The following is a 15891-nucleotide window of genomic DNA, read 5'->3' as shown; positions in this document are numbered from 1 at the left end:
ATGAAACTCTCCTCAAAAGCAACAACGCTCCTGGTGCTCGCGCTCATCATCGTCGCGTTGCCCTTCGTGTTTCCATCCTCTTACTATTTCCGCGTCGGCTCGTTGATCTTCGTAAACGGGGTTGCTGTGACTGGTCTCGTCATACTGACAGGCTATGCAGGCCAGATCAGCCTCGGGCACGCCGGTTTCGTCGGCATCGGAGGTTACAGCTGCGCTCTTGCACCTGTTCACATCGGCCTGCACCCTGCCCTGGCGGCAATCCTCGGAGCAGTACTTTCGGGTCTTGTTGCATGGCTCGTCGGCCGACCGATTTTGCGGCTCAAAGGATACTACCTCGCCGTCGCAAGCCTTGGGCTCGGAGCACTGGTTGCCATGGTGCTTGCCAATGAGGCTGCGTGGACTGGCGGTCCTGACGGCATTGCTGTCGCCGATCTCGGACTCCGGGCGCTGCTGAAATCGCTCGGCCTCGACATGTCAAACCCCGTCTTCTGGTATGCCTTTACCGGCCTCATCATGCTGATTGGCGCCTGGCTTGCCCTCAACCTTTTTCACAGCCCGACCGGCAGGGCTTTGCGTGCGCTGCACGGCTCGGAGGTCGCCGCCCGTACAGTCGGCGTCGATGTCGCCAAATACAAGCTGCAAGCCTTCGTGATCTCGGCAGTCTATGCGTCGGTGGCGGGATCGCTCCTGGCACTGCAGAACAAGTTCATCACACCCGACGTCGCAGGCTACATGCACTCGATCGAACTGATCACCATGGCCGTTCTCGGCGGCGCGGGTTCGGTTGCCGGCGCGATCCTCGGCGCTGCGATCCTCACAACGCTGCCGCAGGTACTGACTGTCTTCCAGGAATATGAGCAGCTCGCACTCGGCCTGATCATGATGCTCGTCATGATCTTCATGCGCAACGGCCTGCTACCGAGCCTGGCACGCCTCGTCAAAGGGAGGGGAGAATGAGCCTGCTTCAAGTCGAGGGTCTCGGGATTGATTTTGGCGGATTGCGGGCGGTCAATGACGTTAGCTTTTCCGTAAAAGCCGGTGAGATCGTCTCGGTGATTGGTCCAAACGGCGCCGGCAAGACGACACTGTTCAACATGATCTCCGGCGTCTATCTGCCCGGTCGGGGCCGCATTCTGCTTGCTGGCGAGGATGTTACCGGTCTTGGCCCGCATCTGCTCGCCGAACGCGGGCTGTCGCGCACCTTCCAGAACCTGCAGATCTTCCAGGCCATGACCGTTCTCGAGAACGTGACCGTCGGACACCATCTGCATGAGCGAGGTTCTATCCTGGCCGACCTCTTTTCGCTGCCCTCGTCACGGCGCCGCAGTCAGGTGTCCGAGGCTGGCGCTCATGAACTTCTGGAACGTGTCGGTCTCGCCCAGGCTGCTCAGCGGACCGCTGGGTCGCTTTCTTACGGCGCACTGAAGCGGCTTGAGATAGCACGAGCGCTTGCGCTGCAGCCGCGCATCCTTCTTCTCGATGAACCGGCTGCCGGCTGCAATGCAGTGGAGACGGAAGAAATCGATCACCTGATAGTCGAGGTCGCTGCTCAGGGCGTCTCCATTCTTCTCGTGGAGCACGACATGAAGATGGTCATGCGGATCTCCAACCACATCGTCGTCCTCGACCACGGAGAAAAGATCGCGGAAGGTGAACCAGCGTTGGTCTCACGCAATCCGCGGGTCATCGAAGCCTATCTTGGGGCGCAAGGTGTGGAGGCAGCCAATGTTGACGGTTGAAGGGCTGCGGTCGCGCTATGGCCGCATCGAGGTACTGCATGGCATCAATCTTGAGGTCGGGTCAGGGGAGATCGTTACTGTCGTCGGCGCGAACGGCGCTGGCAAGACGACACTCCTGCGGTGTCTGTCCGGCATTCAGCCGGTCTCAGCGGGTTCCATTGTGTTCCGGGGAGAAGCCTTGAACACTGTTCCTGCCTACCGTCGGCCGGCGCTCGGTCTATCGCAATCGCCGGAGGGCCGGCAGATCTTCACAAATCTCACTGTCGAGGAAAACCTCCGCCTCGGAGCGTTTCTGTTCTCGGACGACAAGGTCGACCGTGACATGGACGAGGCGTTCACCATGTTTCCGGTGCTTCGGGAGAAACGAAACCTGGCGGCCGGTGGCCTTTCAGGCGGCCAGCAGCAGATGCTTGCAATCGCACGCGCGCTGATGGCACGTCCTTCCTGCCTGCTTCTCGACGAACCGAGCATGGGGCTGGCTCCGATCTTAGTCGCCCAGATCTTTGAAGTGGTCAAAGGCCTTCGCGCGCTTGACGTCACTGTACTGCTCGTTGAACAGAACGCCTTTGGGGCGTTGTCGATCGCAGACCGCGGCTATGTGATGGAGACCGGCCGTATTACAATGTCGGGACCAGCGCAGGATCTGATTGCCGACGAACGAATTCGCGAAGCCTACCTGGGAATCTGACGCCATGACCGTGAGCATTGAACGCACCGGCGATATCGCCGTCGTCACCATCGACAATCCGCCCGTCAACGCACTTTCGCATGCCCTGCGGCAGGATCTGTGGAATGCGGCCGAGGCGCTGGATGCCGATCCGTCGGTACGAGCGGTCATTCTGATATGTGAGGGACGGACATTCATCGCCGGTGCCGATGTCAACGAGTTCGGCAAGCCGCCGATACCCCCTCACCTGCCCGATCTGGTGGCGCGCATCGAGACGGCTGCCAAGCCATGGGTCGCGGCAATTCATGGCAGCGCTCTCGGCGGTGGTTTCGAAGTGGCGCTCGGCTGCCGTTTCCGCGTGGCTGTACCGTCAGCGAGCGTTGGCTTGCCTGAGGTCCGGCTCGGTATCGTTCCCGGCGCAGGCGGGACAGTCCGACTGCCGCGGCTGGTCGGTCCGGCATTGGCCGCCGAAATGGTGACGACCGGTACGCCGGTCGCTGCGCCCAAGGCCCGCTCGCAAGGCTTGATCGATGCGATCGTCGAGGGGGACCTGGAAAAAGGCGCAATCGACTTTGCTCACGCCGCGCTTGATCAATCCCTACCGCTCCCCCTTAGCCAACGTGGGGTGCCCACAGTGGACGAGACGTTCTGGGAGACAACCCGGAGAGCCGTCGCCAGCCGTGCCAAGCGCGAGGATGCGCCGCTTCGTGCATTGGCTTGCGTGCGCAAGGCGGCCGAGGCTGACTTCGAAGGCGCGATTGCATTCGAGCGCCAGACATTTCTGGAGTTGCGCGGTTCATCTCAGGCGGCGGCCTTGCGTCACGTGTTTTTTGCAGAGCGCGCAGCACCAAGGCCCCCGGAACTCACCGGCGTCGAGCCCCGGGCGATCCGTTCCGCCGCGGTTATCGGCGGCGGCACAATGGGGGCAGGCATTGCGGCGGCCCTTCGCGATGCGGGGCTTCCAGTCACGCTCGTTGAGCGCGATGAAGTTGCGCTCGAGCGCGGTCTCTCCAATCTGCGATCAATCTTCGAAGGCGCGGTCAAGCGCGGAAAAATCACCGCGGAGACCGCGGCTGAACGGCTGTCTGGCGTAACCGATACGATAGACTACAGCCGCCTGGCGGGGGTTGACCTAGTCATAGAAGCGGTCTTTGAGGATCTCGAGGTGAAGCGCGAAGTCTTCGACAAGCTCTCTGCGGTCTGCCGCCTCGATGCTGTCCTGGCGACCAATACCTCATACCTCGATCCAGAGCAGATAGCGGGTAATATCAGGCATCCCGAACGCTTCCTCGGGCTGCACTTCTTCAGTCCGGCCCATGTCATGAAGCTGCTGGAGATCGTTCCCACCGCCCAGACCGCGCCCGCGACCCTTGCAACGGGCTTTGCCCTTGCGCGGATGCTCGGCAAGGTCCCCGTGCGTGCCGGCATCTGCGACGGCTTTATCGGCAATCGTATCCTCAAGACCACACGCGCCCAGGCTGAGCGACTGCTGCTTTCGGGCGCGACACCGCAGGCCGTCGATACGGCCATGCGCGCCTTTGGTCTGCCAATGGGCCCGTTCGAGGCTCAGGATCTCGGCGGGCTCGATATCGCGGGATTCCAGCGCCGGGCGGCGCGGGCACGCGGTGAAACCCCCTTCGCCCCCATCGCGGAACGTCTCTGCGCATTGGAACGGTTTGGCCAAAAAAGCGGTGGTGGGTGGTACGACTATGCAAAAGGCGATCGCAGTCCACAGCCCTCGAAAGTCGTCGCTGGCATTATCGCTGAAGAAGCTGGACGGACACCGCAACGCCAGTGGGATGAATCAGGGATCATCGACTGCATTATCTTGCCAATGGTCAATGAGGCGACAAAAATCCTGCAAGAGAAGGTCGCATTGCGGGCGGAAGACATCGACCTCGTGGAAATCCATGGATACGGATACCCCCGTTGGCGTGGTGGCTTGATGCACTATGCCGAAGCGCGAGGGTTGGCGGAGATTGCCGTAAAGCTCAGCGAGCTTGCAGCAATGGATCTGGCCGAGCCCGCCAATTTCACAGGTGACTGAAGCAGGCACGACGTTTCGGCACGAAGCGTCGTTTAGGCTGCAAACGCAGGACGTCAGTCAGTAGCCGTACTGTTCCTGGCTATATTGGCTTTTGTTGAGGACAACACCAAGCACATTCGTTCTCTCACGCAGGCTCTGTTCGCAGATATCGACCTCACTCATTGTACTTTGATCGGACGCGGCAACGAGGATGACACCATCGACATTCGGCAGGAACGCAAGCACGTCATCGGTCGACAGCATAGGAGGCAAATCATATAAAATGACATCCGGCTTTATCTCCTGACGCATAGTTTGGATGGCCTGGGCTGCCGAGGCACTTTGAAGAAGTTCGGCCGAGAACTGGACAGCTTGCCGATTTGGTGCGATCGCCAGGTTATCTCCGTACCGAAAAAAGGTCTCGCGCAGGCCAGCCTCGCCTTTCAGGAAACTCTCCATCGCACCTGGCTTCTTTATCGCAAGAGCCTTCCCGATCTGCGGTCGCCGTAGGTCGAGATCAACAAGTGCCGTTCGACAATCCCTCTGGTTGGCCAAGCTGAAGGCAAGATTGAGGGCAATGCAAGTCTTGCCGCATGCCGCGGTCGGGGAGGTAATGGCAACCGAAGTCCAGTGATTTTCCCTGAGGAGGCGGAGCAGCTTCGTCCGCATCATGTCAAATGCAGCATGGGCCGGTGATGATCGGTTCAAAGTGACAATGCGATTATTGGCTGCCGCATCGTTGTCGATGGCAAGTGGGGATAACCCTTCCCACGTCCCTCTCACAATCTCCAGTGTTTCCGGCAAGGTCGGGCCCCGATCGTCGAGTTCGACAACCCCTCTACTACGCGACGATCTACCTACAGATTCCATTACAGGTCCTTAACACTGCGTCGAAGCCTGACGCTATTCGGGTTCACTTTTTCAGCCCACGGTCCGGCGTTGACATATTCTACCGAAAGCTGAGTACTCGCTTGACGCTATTGATCCTTCGTTTCAGTGGAGGTGTTCTTGCTTCATAGGGGGTGTTGATGAACGGGATAACCGCCAACGGTTGCGCCTGGAGCATCTGGACCAACTCGGTCGGACGACGGATTGTTTTGTTCAGGATTTCAAGCAAGGCGATGATCGCGAAACTGATTGCAACACCGGCCATGAAGCCCGCGAGCACGATCATTCGCCGCCGCGATCGCAACGGTGATTGCGGTTCTGTGGCCGCCTCCAACAATGAAAACCGGCCGCCATCCGAGCGTGCTTCTATCTGTTGACCTAACGATGCTTCGGCTCGTTTGGCGATTGCCGTGTTGTATTGTGTCTGTGTGTTCGCGAGCGTTCGTTCAAGCGCGTTTAGACGGATGTCGGTGGCAGGCGTGGCGCTGATCGACTGAGTGAGTGAAGCAATCTTCGCGGTTATCTGACCTTGCTCCTTATCGATCGCGGCTATCCGCCGGTCAACGTCGGACAGCTGAAGATCAAGTCCGGTTTGCGCCTTGGTATCGACACCCTCTTGCTTCTTTGGAACGACATTTCCGCGCAGGGCGGCAATTCGCGCTCGTAACGCGATGATGTTGGGGCTCGTTTCGGAAAAAACGGAGAGCTGGTCGGCAAGGGCTTTGTTCAGGTCCAAAAGCATCTGCTGATCCGCAGTAAGAGGCTCGCCTGTCGGATATTTGCCCGTAACCATATAAGTCTCGACCAGAAGACTTCGCCTCGTGCGAAGATCCGATTGCTCACGTTCGAGCGATATCAGACGTTCCTGTAGAGTGCTTTGTTGAGTCCGGCGAAACTCGAGACTCTCAGGGAGGGTATCCCGATTGTCGTTTTTGAATTTCAAGAGATCCCCTTCAATTCGACCGAGGTCACTGTCAAGTCTCTTTACCTCCTCGTTGAAAAATTCGAGCGTATCTCCTGCTCTATCTGTTCGTTGTTTCTGGTTGCTGTTCAAAATCGATGTCGCAAGTTCATTTGCAACCTTTGCTGCCAATGCCGGAGTGCCCGCCTCGAACCCAACGGTGAACACCGATGCACCGTCCCCGCCACTCAGTTCTGTTTCCTCAAAAATGAGTCGTGAGCGTAGGTCCCTCACTACATGTTCGATCGGCGGCTTCTCTTTTTCATCTGCATAAATTTCGAGCTTGCTCGCAAGCTTTACGAGATTGTCTCGTGTCGTCAGCTGTTGTTGGATGATCTGCAGTTGGCCCAATGAACTTGTTGGCACTGTCGACCGCACAAGATTAACAGGTATCTGAGGCGCCTCTACGAGGATTTTCGCGGTGGATTGATAGCTACGCGGTAGGAGGAGAGCGACAGCAGTAGCGATGGCCGTCGTCACAACCACGCATGCTAAAATTAACGGCAATCTCCGCAGCAAAATTGAAAGATAAAAACGGACATCAATGTCACCCATCACGAAGTCATCCGAACAAAAGAAACGAGAGCGGCCTACTGTGGAGATGACATCTTCGACCAGTTTCGGGAACCACGATAGTTGATCGATAGTGGGTGCCTGTCCGATGGCTCCTAGTACATTTGACTAGTATTTGGTTTGGGCCTTCCCGTATCTTCTAGCCAAGAGGCGCCGCCCTGCCCGTCACGTCTCTCAGATGCTAATCATTTTTGCTGAGGCGCCACTCTATTGCATTGACGCAGCGGCCCAATGTATCATTAAAGCAATGGCGAATATTAGAATGTATAAATTGCGGCCATGACCCCATTTTATATTTCTAGTTCGCATTAACAGTTCCGGACCCCTGCTAATGCATCAATTTATATTGAGGATGAGATTAAGAATTATTCTGCGGCGGCTAGCACAGCTATCCGCCGCAGCATTTGCTGGGCTGGCTTTTCTCAGCGTCAGTGCAGCTTTCAGCGCTCCCCTTCTTCCAAACACCAAGATCCGACTAACACTTGTGCAGTGGATCCCGACCAAGGGGACTTACGAGCAATGGGCTACAGTCGGAGGCGAGTACACCGTCTCGAACATGGGCACTATTTCGGTTCCTCTTCTAGGACCTGTCTCCATCGACAACATGGATGAGGCAGCGCTGGCATCATCAGTCGCAAAGATGCTGAAGGAAAAGATCGGACTGGTTGATGAGCCGGCCGCCACAGTCGAAATCCTCAAGTACCCCCCAATCTACGTCGTAGGAGACGTCACGAATCCTGGTGAGTACGAGTTTCACAACGACATCACCGTCCTGCAGGCCCTTGCAATGGGAGGGGGCCAAGTACGTGCTGCGGCGGGAATGCAAAGCTCACTGGACATCACCAAGATGGTTGGTGGTTTGAAGGAAATCGACGACTCCACGATCCGCAATGCTGCAAAGATCGAGCGCCTCGAAGCGGAGATGGCCGGTGAGACGACTTTCCACTCGCGCCAAGAGAACGAGAACTTGAATCCCTTAGCTGCAGCTATTTACAAGCAGGAAGAGGCAATATTCGCCGCCAGAGCAAATGAACTGGCGAGGCAAGCGAAATCGCTGTCAGGCCTACGTGATCTTATGGCCGAAGAGATCGATGTGTTGCAGGAAAAGATAAAGGGCACCGATGCCAACATCGTCTCCGTGCAGCAGCAACTTGACAGCACAATCGCCCTAATTGCGCGGGGAGCCGCTGTTCCAGCGCGACAGGCGGAGGTCGAGCGTATGATGAGGGGCTATCAAAATGATCGACTTGATCTCACGGTCGCAATCATGCGGGCTCGCCAGAACATTAGTCAGGCGACGCGTGACCTCGAAGGTCTACAAGACAAGAGACGGACTCAAGTTGCTTCGGAACTGCAGGCTGAGCGTGCAAACGCTGAACAGTTGAGGTTAAAAAAAGAAACTAGCCAGAAGGTCCTTATGGAAAGCTTATCGTCCGGCGACGCCCAAAAATCAGACGAAGAAGCGAAGCTACAATTTCGTATAGTCAGGACTACCGCTGGGAAAAGCAATGAAATTGTCGCGTATGAAACAACGACAATGATGCCCGGAGACGTCCTTAAAGTTGTCCGAAGCGCATCGACCTCCCCGAAGGCGACCGACGCGACTGCAGACAAAAATAGCCAATGATCAGCAAATTCGACAACGAAGATGACGTTGACGAGCCCACTAGTGGCCCTTCAACAATACGTTCTCCCAATGGAACGTGCCGCAATAGCAAGAGCTATGTGCAGATAGTCAAATCGACGATGCTTATCGGCGGATCGTCGGCCATCAACGTGATCTTCTCCATTGTCCGCAACAAGGCTATGGCTATTCTCCTTGGGCCCGAGGGCATAGGGGTGATGGCTCTTTACAATTCGATTGTTGATATTTCACAGACCGTGGCAGGAGTCGGGATCAGCGCTAGCGGTGTACGCCAGATTGCAGCTGTCAGTTCAGAGGAAACCGGGCGAATTGCCGAGGTCGCAGCAGTTTTACGTCGCGTTTCCATACTCTTGGGTGTCGCTGGGGCAGCCCTTTTGCTGATGTTGTCTGCACCTGTCGCGCAATTGACCTTCGGAAATTCCCAATACACGCTCGGCGTAATGGTCTTGTCACTGGCCGTCGCCTTCCAGGTAGCGGCAGGAGGACGAGTGGCGCTGGTTCAGGGCATGCGCAATATATCCGGCCTCGCCTGGATGAGCGTACTGGGCGGTCTTTTCAGTGTATTGATCGGAGTTCCGATCATTTACCTCCTCGGAGAGCCTGGAATTGCGATCTCCCTGGTTGCTGCGGCGATCGCAAGCTTTGCGACCTCGTGGTGGTTCAGCCGAAAGATCGAGATCCCGCGTGTGTCCCTCTCGACGCGACGGGCATTGCAGGAAACAAGTGCCTTGTTAAGGCTTGGCATCATCTTCATGGCAAGCGGGTTTCTAACGATGGGAAGCGCCTACGCTATCCGCCTTATCGTCTCGTCAGAGAGTGGATTGCACGCCGCCGGCCTTTATCAAGCCGCTTGGTCACTGGGTGGACTTTATGCAGGCTTCATCCTGCAGGCCATGGGCACCGATTTCTACCCGCGCCTCACGGCTGTGGCGCAAGACAATGAAGAATGCAATCGGCTAGTTAATGAGCAAACCGAAATCAGCATACTGCTGGCCGGGCCCGGGCTGATCGCGACGCTGACGCTAGCACCCGCCATCATGGCTTTATTCTACTCATCGGCCTTTCAGGGAGCGGTCGATATTCTGCGCTGGATCTGCCTAGGAATGATGCTGCGGATCGTGGCTTGGCCCATCGGATTCATTGTTCTTGCTAAGGGCGCGAAGGCGATTTTCTTCTGGTCGGAAGTCGCCGCTGCTATAGTGCACGTTGGACTTGCATGGCTGTGCGTACCAGCATTTGGTGCTGCTGGCGCTGGCTTTGCCTTCTTTGGTTTGTATGTTTGGCACAGCGTTCTGATGTATTTTGTGGCGCGACGCTTCACGGAATTTCGTTGGTCACCCGCCAATCGGAAGCTGATCGCCGCATATCTGCCGGTTTCGACGCTCGTCTTCGCCGCATTCCAATTCCTGCCGCTCTGGCAAGCAACGACCCTTGGCCTGGTTGTCGCAATCCTGGTGGGTCTCCTATCGCTGAGGATGGTTGCTAGCCTGCTGCCACAACACACGCTCCCGAAAGCCATCCGCCCACTGCTCGAGAGTATGCGCAGCGTGTAAACCATCTAATGTCGGTGGCCAGCTAGAACGAACACAGGTTAGAATCTATCAGCGTTTTGGTCGTGCACGTTGACCGACATAGCGACATCGAGCTGCAGCGATCTACACCGTTCGCCATTGACTGAACCAGTGGCTCGCTAGGGATGTTGTCGCCCCGGTTCGCCACTCCAATAGCCGCGACAGCTTGCCACGGCATTCCTGGGGGAAGTTGGAGCGATTACAAACGGTCGCGTCTCGACGCCTTCAAACCGATACGGCACCCACTGTTGCGCCCAAGAGCGCCGATGGCACCGACCGATCAGACTGCCCGCTCTATTGCCAAGTCACGCTCGGAAACGGACAGGCTCACTGCCTCTATAACAGCGGCAAGATCATAGTTTGTCATCTGCGCAAACAGTGGGAGAATGATTGAATGCTGCTGCGCCAATACACTTTCGCGCAGGCTAGATGCGACGAAGTGCAAGCCTGTTTGTGTGTAGGCATCCTCGAGGTGGATGTTCATGATCCCGCGCCGCGTGGAGACACCTTTGTCAAGCAACTGCTGCATTACTTCGCGTTGGTCGAGATCTTCTGAAAGCCTCAAACAAAAACTCTGCCAATTGCTGCGAGCCCATGTAGGTTCGACTGGCAGTGCAAGCGCAGACCTTCCAGATAATTGTTCGGCATATTGCTTTGCAATCTTGCGCCTCTGCGCGATGATCGTAGGAAGTCGCTTCAGTTGCTCGCGGCCAACCGCCGCTTGCATGTCCGTCATGCGGTAATTATAGCCGAGCTCGGGATAGGATTCGAAAATCACCTGCTTCGAGCCGTGTCGAACAGCATCAGTGACACTCATGCCATGTTGCCGCCACAAGCGGAACTTTCGGTCGTATTCTGGATTGGCGGTCGTAAGCATACCACCATCACCGGTGGTCACCACCTTGCGGGGGTGGAACGAAAAGCAGGCAATGTCGCCATGCGGCTTGCCGATTTTCTCCCAGCGACCTTTCCAGAGTATCTCGCTCCCTGTCGCGCAAGCAGCATCCTCGATCACAGGTATACCGTGACTTACCGCGATGGCAACGATACGAGCCAGGTCGCATGGCATTCCAAGCTGGTGAACGCAGATTATCGCCTTGGTACGAGGCGTGATGGCTCCTTCGATAAGGTCCGGATCGATGTTATAGCCGCCCTTTTCAATATCGACGAAGACAGGCACAGCGCCGCAGTAACGGATCGCATTCGCGGTGGCGATGAAGGTGTGGCTTACGGTGATGACCTCATCGCCAGCATCTACCCCTACTGCCCGCAAAGCAAGGTGGAGCGCGGTCGTGCAATTGGAAACGGCACAGGCATGACGTGCACCAACGAAGTCGGCGAACTCTTCCTCGAAGGCTGCAACTTCAGGTCCTTGGGTTACCCACCCTGACAGAATGACCCGCCGGACTGCCTCGACCTCGCGCTCGTCGAGAACAGGCTTGGCAACTGGAACCGGGTTCATGCGGCCTCTCCCGCGTTCAAGCACTTCTCCTGGCGCCACCACTCAACGAGATCAAGCAATCCTTCTTCCAATGTCACCTGCGAAGTGAAACCAAGGAGAGTCTCAGCCTTGGCCGTCGAGGCAAGGCGCCGCGGCACGGCGTTGACCTTCCGCGCCGGGCCGAATTGCGGCTCCAGTGAAGAGCTCATGACCTTGGTCAGCAGCGCGGCAAGTTCACCAAGGCTCGTCTCGCTGCCGCTCGCGACGTTGAAGACCTCATCGGTCACATCGGATTTCGCCGCGAGTAGATTGGCACGCGCAATGTCATGCACATGCACGAAATCCATCGTCTGCGTACCATCACCGAGGATGATTGGCGGCAACCCGCTGGCAATTCGCTCCATCCACCGGATCAGAACTTCCGTGTAGGCGCCATAGACGTCCATACGCGGCCCGTATACGTTGAAGTAGCGAAGGGCAACGTATCGCAGGCCATACATCTCCGCGAAGCTCCTCAGCAGCCCCTCGTTGAATGCTTTGGCGGCGCCGTAGATGGTACGATTGTTGTAAGGATGATGTTCCTCAGTGGTCGGGAAGCTATTAGCCAACCCCAGCACCGAGGCCGAAGATGCAGCCACTACCTTTGAAACCCCCGCTTGCACAGCCGCTTCGAGTACATCGAATGTCCCGCCTGCGAGAACGTCAAAGGCAAGGCGAGGCTCTTCGGCGCATTGGGTGATGCGAATGGCGGCCTGATGGAAGACGACATCAATACCTTTGCTGACCTCCTTAAGAAGGGCACGATCCCTGATGTCTCCTTCAACAATAGTTACATTAGCTCTATCCACTGCTTCAGCGAGGTTTTCGCGTCGGCCGCGAACGAAATTATCCAGGATCACTATTTCCCGGGGCTCCTCTCGCGCGACGAGATCCGCGATATGTGAGCCGATGAGACCAGCACCACCAGTGATCAAAATCCGCTTGTTCTTCATATTTCAACTCTCCGAATTTGATCCGCTCGCATCCTGATCCGCTCGCCAGCGTAGGAATTTTGCGGGAACACCTGCAACAACAGAGAAGGGTGCAACGTCCTCAACGACAACGGCACCTGCGCCAACAATCGCGCCTTTGCCGACGGTTACACCAGGAAGGATGGTGGCATTGGTGCCTATGTCTGCCCATGCGCCGATGCGCACTGGCTTGATTTCCAAGTCAGTGCGGATAATCGGCATGTCGACCGGCATTGCAGTGTGACTTGAACCAAGGACTTTCGCACCCGGGCCCCATCCAACATGGTCCTCAAGTACGAGGTCGCGCGCATCAAAGTAGGCCTGAGGGCCGATCCAAACATTGTTTCCTATCCGGCAGGTACCGTCGAACCTACCCTGAATGTATGCCTGTGCGCCGATAAAGACCCCGCTGCCAATTTCAAACGTCTCGGGGTGTTTGAACCCAGCTCCGCTTCCAACCTGCAAGCCGTCACCACAAACCTGTGCTAGGCTCTTCCATATTGTCTTGCGCATGAAGCTGTCGACGAAGCCATCTCCCGTCGCAAAACGCGCATAAAGTTCCACAAGACCTGAGGTGCCATAGGAGCGCGTCAGTTCCTCTGCCAGATGAACGATGTAGTCGGGATCCGCAGCGGTTTGCTGACGCCCGTGCACGGCAAGTACGACGCGCACGCCGGTGAGAGGGTCAGCTGACATAGGCGTCCTGCTCCACGGCGGCTGCAATCTGCTCCACCTGCTTTAATGTCAGCTCTGGATAGATCGGTAGCGAGAGAACCTCACAAGCCGCAGCCTCAGATACTGGGAGATCTCCGGCTTGGTATCCGAGATCGGCATGCGCCTTTTGAAGATGAATGGGGATCGGATAGTGGAGCCCGGTAGAGATGCCTTCTGATCTCAAGGAGTGCTGGAGATGTTCGCGCTCGCGCGTGCGCACCGCATAAACATGGAAGACGTGGCGACGATCCTTCATCGCGGCCGGAATACGCACAGAGCGCGAGTCCGCCAGGAGCGTTGAGTAGCGATCTGCCCGAACCCGACGTGCTTCCGTCCATGTTTCTAGGTGCCGAAGCTTGATTCTAAGGATTGCGCCCTGGATCTCATCCATTCGATAGTTGAAACCCTTTAACGTATGGTGATACCGCTGCTCCTGGCCCCAGTCTCGCAGCATTCGGATCTGCCTGGCGTGGTCGTCATCATTGGTAACGACGACACCGCCTTCGCCGCAAGCGCCTAGGTTTTTACCGGGGTAGAAGCTAAAGCAGCCCGACACGCCAATGCTTCCCGCCCGCCGTCCCTTGTATTCGGCGCCATGGGCCTGGCAGGCGTCTTCGATCACCGGAATTCCATGCCTGTCCGCAATCGCCTTGATTGCATCCATGTCTGCCATCTGCCCATAAAGATGGACTGGGATTATGGCCTTGGTCCTTGGCGTTATCGCTGCCTCCAACTTGGCAGGATCCATTGTCAGCGTCATCGGCTCGACATCGACGAAGACCGGGCGAGCGCCCGTGTAGCAGACAGCCGAGGCAGTCGCGACGAACGTGAAGGATACGGTGATAACCTCGTCACCTGGACCGATGCCAGCAGCAAGCAAAGCTAGATGCAACGCGCTTGTGCCTGTGTTTACGGCGATCGCATGTTTTACATCGCAATATGTCGCATACTCCTCCTCAAAGCGGGCGACTTCTTCGCCAAGGACGTAGTGACCCGACGCGAGCACGCGCATCACCGCGGGCTCAACCTCACTCCTGATAGCCGCATACTGAGCTTTAAGATCGAGAAGGGGGATCATGCAATCAACCTCGCCGGCTCAAGTTCGACAACACGCCCGCGCTGAGCAAGGGACTGGCTTGCAGCTTCGAGGATACGCACGACGCGCAGCCCCGCATGGCCATCGGCGATCGGCTGACTGTTTGTCATGACACAATCGACAAACTGCTTGAGCTCACGGCCAAGCGCCTCGGTCATATCGAGCTGCGGGGCGTACATATCGCCTGTGCGGTAGCCCACACGCATGTCGTAGACTTTTTCGCCATCCGTCTGCGGATTGCCGTTGAGCGTAATGCCCTTGTCATAAACTTTGATTTTCTCACTCGGCTCGAGGTCGTCATAGACGATCATCTTGCTGCTGCCACCAATCAAAGTACGACGAACCTTGACGGGTGCTAGCCAGTTAACGTGGATGTGGGCGATCAGCTTGCTTTCGAAAAAGAGCGTCAGATAAGCGATGTTTTCGGGCTCGCCGGCGACATGACCCATGCCCGTTGCGGAAACCGCCACAGGCTTTTCCGGGAGGACGTAGTCCATGATCGACAGATCATGGACAGCAAGATCCCAGATGACGCTGACATCGTGCTGGAAAAGGCCGAGATTTACGCGTACGGAATCGTAATAGTAGATGTCTCCGAGGCCATTCTCTATGATCTCGCGCATCTTGCGAACAGCACCAGTATGAATGAAGGTGTGGTCAACCGCGAGAATAAGCCGGCGACGTGCGGCCTCGTCTACCATTCGGCGAGCCTCTTCTGAGGTCGAAGCCATAGGCTTTTCGACAAACACGTGCTTGCCCGCCATAAGTGCCTTCATCGCCAGCATGTAATGAGCAGATACCGGCGTCGCGATGGCCACCGCATCAACGCGAGGGTCGCGCAATACCTCGTCGAAATCGTCGGTGATCTGAACCGTTGGGTATCGCAGCTGAACGCCAGCAAGGCGATCCTTCTTCAGATCGCATACCCAAACAAGCTTTGCGCCCGGCGTCTCAGCTAGGTTCCGAACCAGGTTTGGTCCCCAATATCCGTAACCGACAACAGCAATACCGATCATCGTGCCCCCCCGGATGAAACGACTTCGACTGGCGCATCCTTTGCGCGGCCGATAATCCGTGCCGGCACGCCGGCAACAATTGCGTAAGCAGGAACGTCCTTGGTGACGACAGCACCCGCACCAATCTGCGCGCCCTCCCCAATCGTAATACCCGCGACGATGGTGGCGTTGCTGCCAATTGACGCGTAGCGCTTGACAAGCGTCGGCACAACGGACCAATCAGCATCCGATTGAAGCGAACCATTGAGGTTGACCGCGCGTGGATGGAGGTCATTGGTGAACATCACACCATGACCTACGAAAACCCCGTCTTCGATAGTCACGCCTTCACAGATAAAGGAGTGGCTGGAGATTTTGCAGTTTTCTGCAATCGAAGCGTTCTTCTGAATCTCGACGAAGGTCCCAATACGCGAGCCGCGACCAATGGAACATCCGTACAGATTGACCAGGTCTGGGTGATGGATGACAACATCATCACCCAGCATTACGCTTTGTGCGATCATGGCGCCTGCCTCGCGCAGCATCCGATCGACCCCAACAGATC

General features: G+C 56.8%; 14 protein-coding genes. 6 read left to right on the top strand and 8 right to left on the bottom strand.

Features of this window, described 5'->3' with window-relative positions; genetic code table 11:
* From JNB88_RS08925 to JNB88_RS08910, 4 genes are read left to right on the top strand one after another with little or no spacing between them, the layout of a single operon-like run.
* Positions 1-957 carry a branched-chain amino acid ABC transporter permease gene (locus JNB88_RS08925; RefSeq protein ID WP_420832180.1) on the top strand — a complete coding sequence of 319 codons (957 nt, stop codon included), beginning with the start codon at positions 1-3 and terminating at the stop codon, positions 955-957.
* Complete coding sequence (locus tag JNB88_RS08920; protein WP_220355137.1) at positions 954-1739, top strand: ABC transporter ATP-binding protein; 786 nt, start codon at positions 954-956, stop codon at positions 1737-1739. The genes JNB88_RS08925 and JNB88_RS08920 overlap by 4 nt, the downstream gene beginning before the upstream one ends.
* Complete coding sequence (locus JNB88_RS08915) at positions 1726-2427, top strand: ABC transporter ATP-binding protein (protein ID WP_220355136.1); 702 nt, start codon at positions 1726-1728, stop codon at positions 2425-2427. The genes JNB88_RS08920 and JNB88_RS08915 overlap by 14 nt, the downstream gene beginning before the upstream one ends.
* 4 nt (positions 2428-2431) lie before the next feature.
* The gene (locus JNB88_RS08910) at positions 2432-4453 is read left to right on the top strand and encodes a 3-hydroxyacyl-CoA dehydrogenase NAD-binding domain-containing protein (RefSeq protein ID WP_220355135.1); all 2022 of its coding nucleotides are present in this window, start codon (positions 2432-2434) and stop codon (positions 4451-4453) included.
* A gap of 57 nt (positions 4454-4510) precedes the next feature.
* Here the strand turns inward: JNB88_RS08910 and JNB88_RS08905 are convergent, their stop codons facing one another.
* Positions 4511-5302, bottom strand: coding sequence for a CpsD/CapB family tyrosine-protein kinase (locus JNB88_RS08905; protein WP_220355134.1), 792 nt, complete (start codon positions 5300-5302; stop codon positions 4511-4513).
* A gap of 79 nt (positions 5303-5381) precedes the next feature.
* Positions 5382-6836 (bottom strand): GumC family protein, encoded by a 1455-nt coding sequence (locus JNB88_RS08900; protein ID WP_220355133.1) that lies wholly within the window; start codon positions 6834-6836, stop codon positions 5382-5384.
* Positions 6837-7185: 349 nt separating this feature from the next.
* Here JNB88_RS08900 and JNB88_RS08895 point away from each other — a divergent pair, with 349 nt between their 5' ends.
* Both JNB88_RS08895 and JNB88_RS08890 read left to right on the top strand, forming a co-directional pair.
* Complete coding sequence (locus tag JNB88_RS08895; protein WP_223217131.1) at positions 7186-8481, top strand: polysaccharide biosynthesis/export family protein; 1296 nt, start codon at positions 7186-7188, stop codon at positions 8479-8481.
* A gap of 119 nt (positions 8482-8600) precedes the next feature.
* A complete protein-coding gene (locus tag JNB88_RS08890; protein WP_223217155.1) occupies positions 8601-10052 on the top strand; it encodes an O-antigen translocase in 1452 nt (483 codons plus the stop codon).
* 298 nt (positions 10053-10350) lie between these two features.
* On the opposite strand, the gene JNB88_RS08885 is transcribed toward JNB88_RS08890, so the two are convergent.
* The 6 genes from JNB88_RS08885 to JNB88_RS08860 are packed head-to-tail and all read right to left on the bottom strand — an operon-like array spanning position 10351 to position 15850.
* Positions 10351-11532, bottom strand: a complete 1182-nt coding sequence (locus JNB88_RS08885) for a DegT/DnrJ/EryC1/StrS family aminotransferase (protein WP_220355131.1) — start codon at positions 11530-11532, stop codon at positions 10351-10353.
* Positions 11529-12503 carry an SDR family NAD(P)-dependent oxidoreductase gene (locus JNB88_RS08880; RefSeq protein ID WP_220355130.1) on the bottom strand — a complete coding sequence of 325 codons (975 nt, stop codon included), beginning with the start codon at positions 12501-12503 and terminating at the stop codon, positions 11529-11531. Before JNB88_RS08880 ends, JNB88_RS08885 begins: the two co-directional genes overlap by 4 nt.
* 3 nt (positions 12504-12506) lie before the next feature.
* Entirely contained in the window at positions 12507-13217 is a 711-nt protein-coding gene (locus JNB88_RS08875; protein WP_220355129.1) for an acyltransferase, read from the bottom strand.
* Positions 13207-14313 carry a DegT/DnrJ/EryC1/StrS family aminotransferase gene (locus tag JNB88_RS08870; RefSeq protein ID WP_220355128.1) on the bottom strand — a complete coding sequence of 369 codons (1107 nt, stop codon included), beginning with the start codon at positions 14311-14313 and terminating at the stop codon, positions 13207-13209. Before JNB88_RS08870 ends, JNB88_RS08875 begins: the two co-directional genes overlap by 11 nt.
* Complete coding sequence (locus JNB88_RS08865) at positions 14310-15347, bottom strand: Gfo/Idh/MocA family protein (RefSeq protein WP_220355127.1); 1038 nt, start codon at positions 15345-15347, stop codon at positions 14310-14312. Before JNB88_RS08865 ends, JNB88_RS08870 begins: the two co-directional genes overlap by 4 nt.
* Positions 15344-15850 (bottom strand): acyltransferase, encoded by a 507-nt coding sequence (locus JNB88_RS08860; RefSeq protein WP_220355444.1) that lies wholly within the window; start codon positions 15848-15850, stop codon positions 15344-15346. The genes JNB88_RS08865 and JNB88_RS08860 overlap by 4 nt, the downstream gene beginning before the upstream one ends.
* Between the last annotated feature and the right edge of the window lie 41 nt (positions 15851-15891).

This window comes from Rhizobium cauense (assembly GCF_019511525.1).
Taxonomy (GTDB): Bacteria; Pseudomonadota; Alphaproteobacteria; order Rhizobiales; family Rhizobiaceae; genus Rhizobium; species Rhizobium cauense.
The sequence above is the reverse complement of the archived record's forward strand: the minus strand, read 5'-3'. Positions and strand labels throughout refer to the sequence as shown.

Coding starts and splice junctions, on each gene's coding strand:
- JNB88_RS08895 (WP_223217131.1), top strand. CDS start 7,186: ATGCATCAATTTATATTGAGGATGAGATTAAGAATTATTCTGCGGCGG.
- JNB88_RS08925 (WP_420832180.1), top strand. CDS start 1: ATGAAACTCTCCTCAAAAGCAACAACGCTCCTGGTGCTCGCGCTCATC.
- JNB88_RS08900 (WP_220355133.1), bottom strand. CDS start 6,836: ATGGGTGACATTGATGTCCGTTTTTATCTTTCAATTTTGCTGCGGAGA.
- JNB88_RS08920 (WP_220355137.1), top strand. CDS start 954: ATGAGCCTGCTTCAAGTCGAGGGTCTCGGGATTGATTTTGGCGGATTG.
- JNB88_RS08915 (WP_220355136.1), top strand. CDS start 1,726: ATGTTGACGGTTGAAGGGCTGCGGTCGCGCTATGGCCGCATCGAGGTA.
- JNB88_RS08905 (WP_220355134.1), bottom strand. CDS start 5,302: ATGGAATCTGTAGGTAGATCGTCGCGTAGTAGAGGGGTTGTCGAACTC.
- JNB88_RS08885 (WP_220355131.1), bottom strand. CDS start 11,532: ATGAACCCGGTTCCAGTTGCCAAGCCTGTTCTCGACGAGCGCGAGGTC.
- JNB88_RS08870 (WP_220355128.1), bottom strand. CDS start 14,313: ATGATCCCCCTTCTCGATCTTAAAGCTCAGTATGCGGCTATCAGGAGT.
- JNB88_RS08880 (WP_220355130.1), bottom strand. CDS start 12,503: ATGAAGAACAAGCGGATTTTGATCACTGGTGGTGCTGGTCTCATCGGC.
- JNB88_RS08860 (WP_220355444.1), bottom strand. CDS start 15,850: ATGATCGCACAAAGCGTAATGCTGGGTGATGATGTTGTCATCCATCAC.
- JNB88_RS08890 (WP_223217155.1), top strand. CDS start 8,601: ATGCTTATCGGCGGATCGTCGGCCATCAACGTGATCTTCTCCATTGTC.
- JNB88_RS08910 (WP_220355135.1), top strand. CDS start 2,432: ATGACCGTGAGCATTGAACGCACCGGCGATATCGCCGTCGTCACCATC.
- JNB88_RS08875 (WP_220355129.1), bottom strand. CDS start 13,217: ATGTCAGCTGACCCTCTCACCGGCGTGCGCGTCGTACTTGCCGTGCAC.
- JNB88_RS08865 (WP_220355127.1), bottom strand. CDS start 15,347: ATGATCGGTATTGCTGTTGTCGGTTACGGATATTGGGGACCAAACCTG.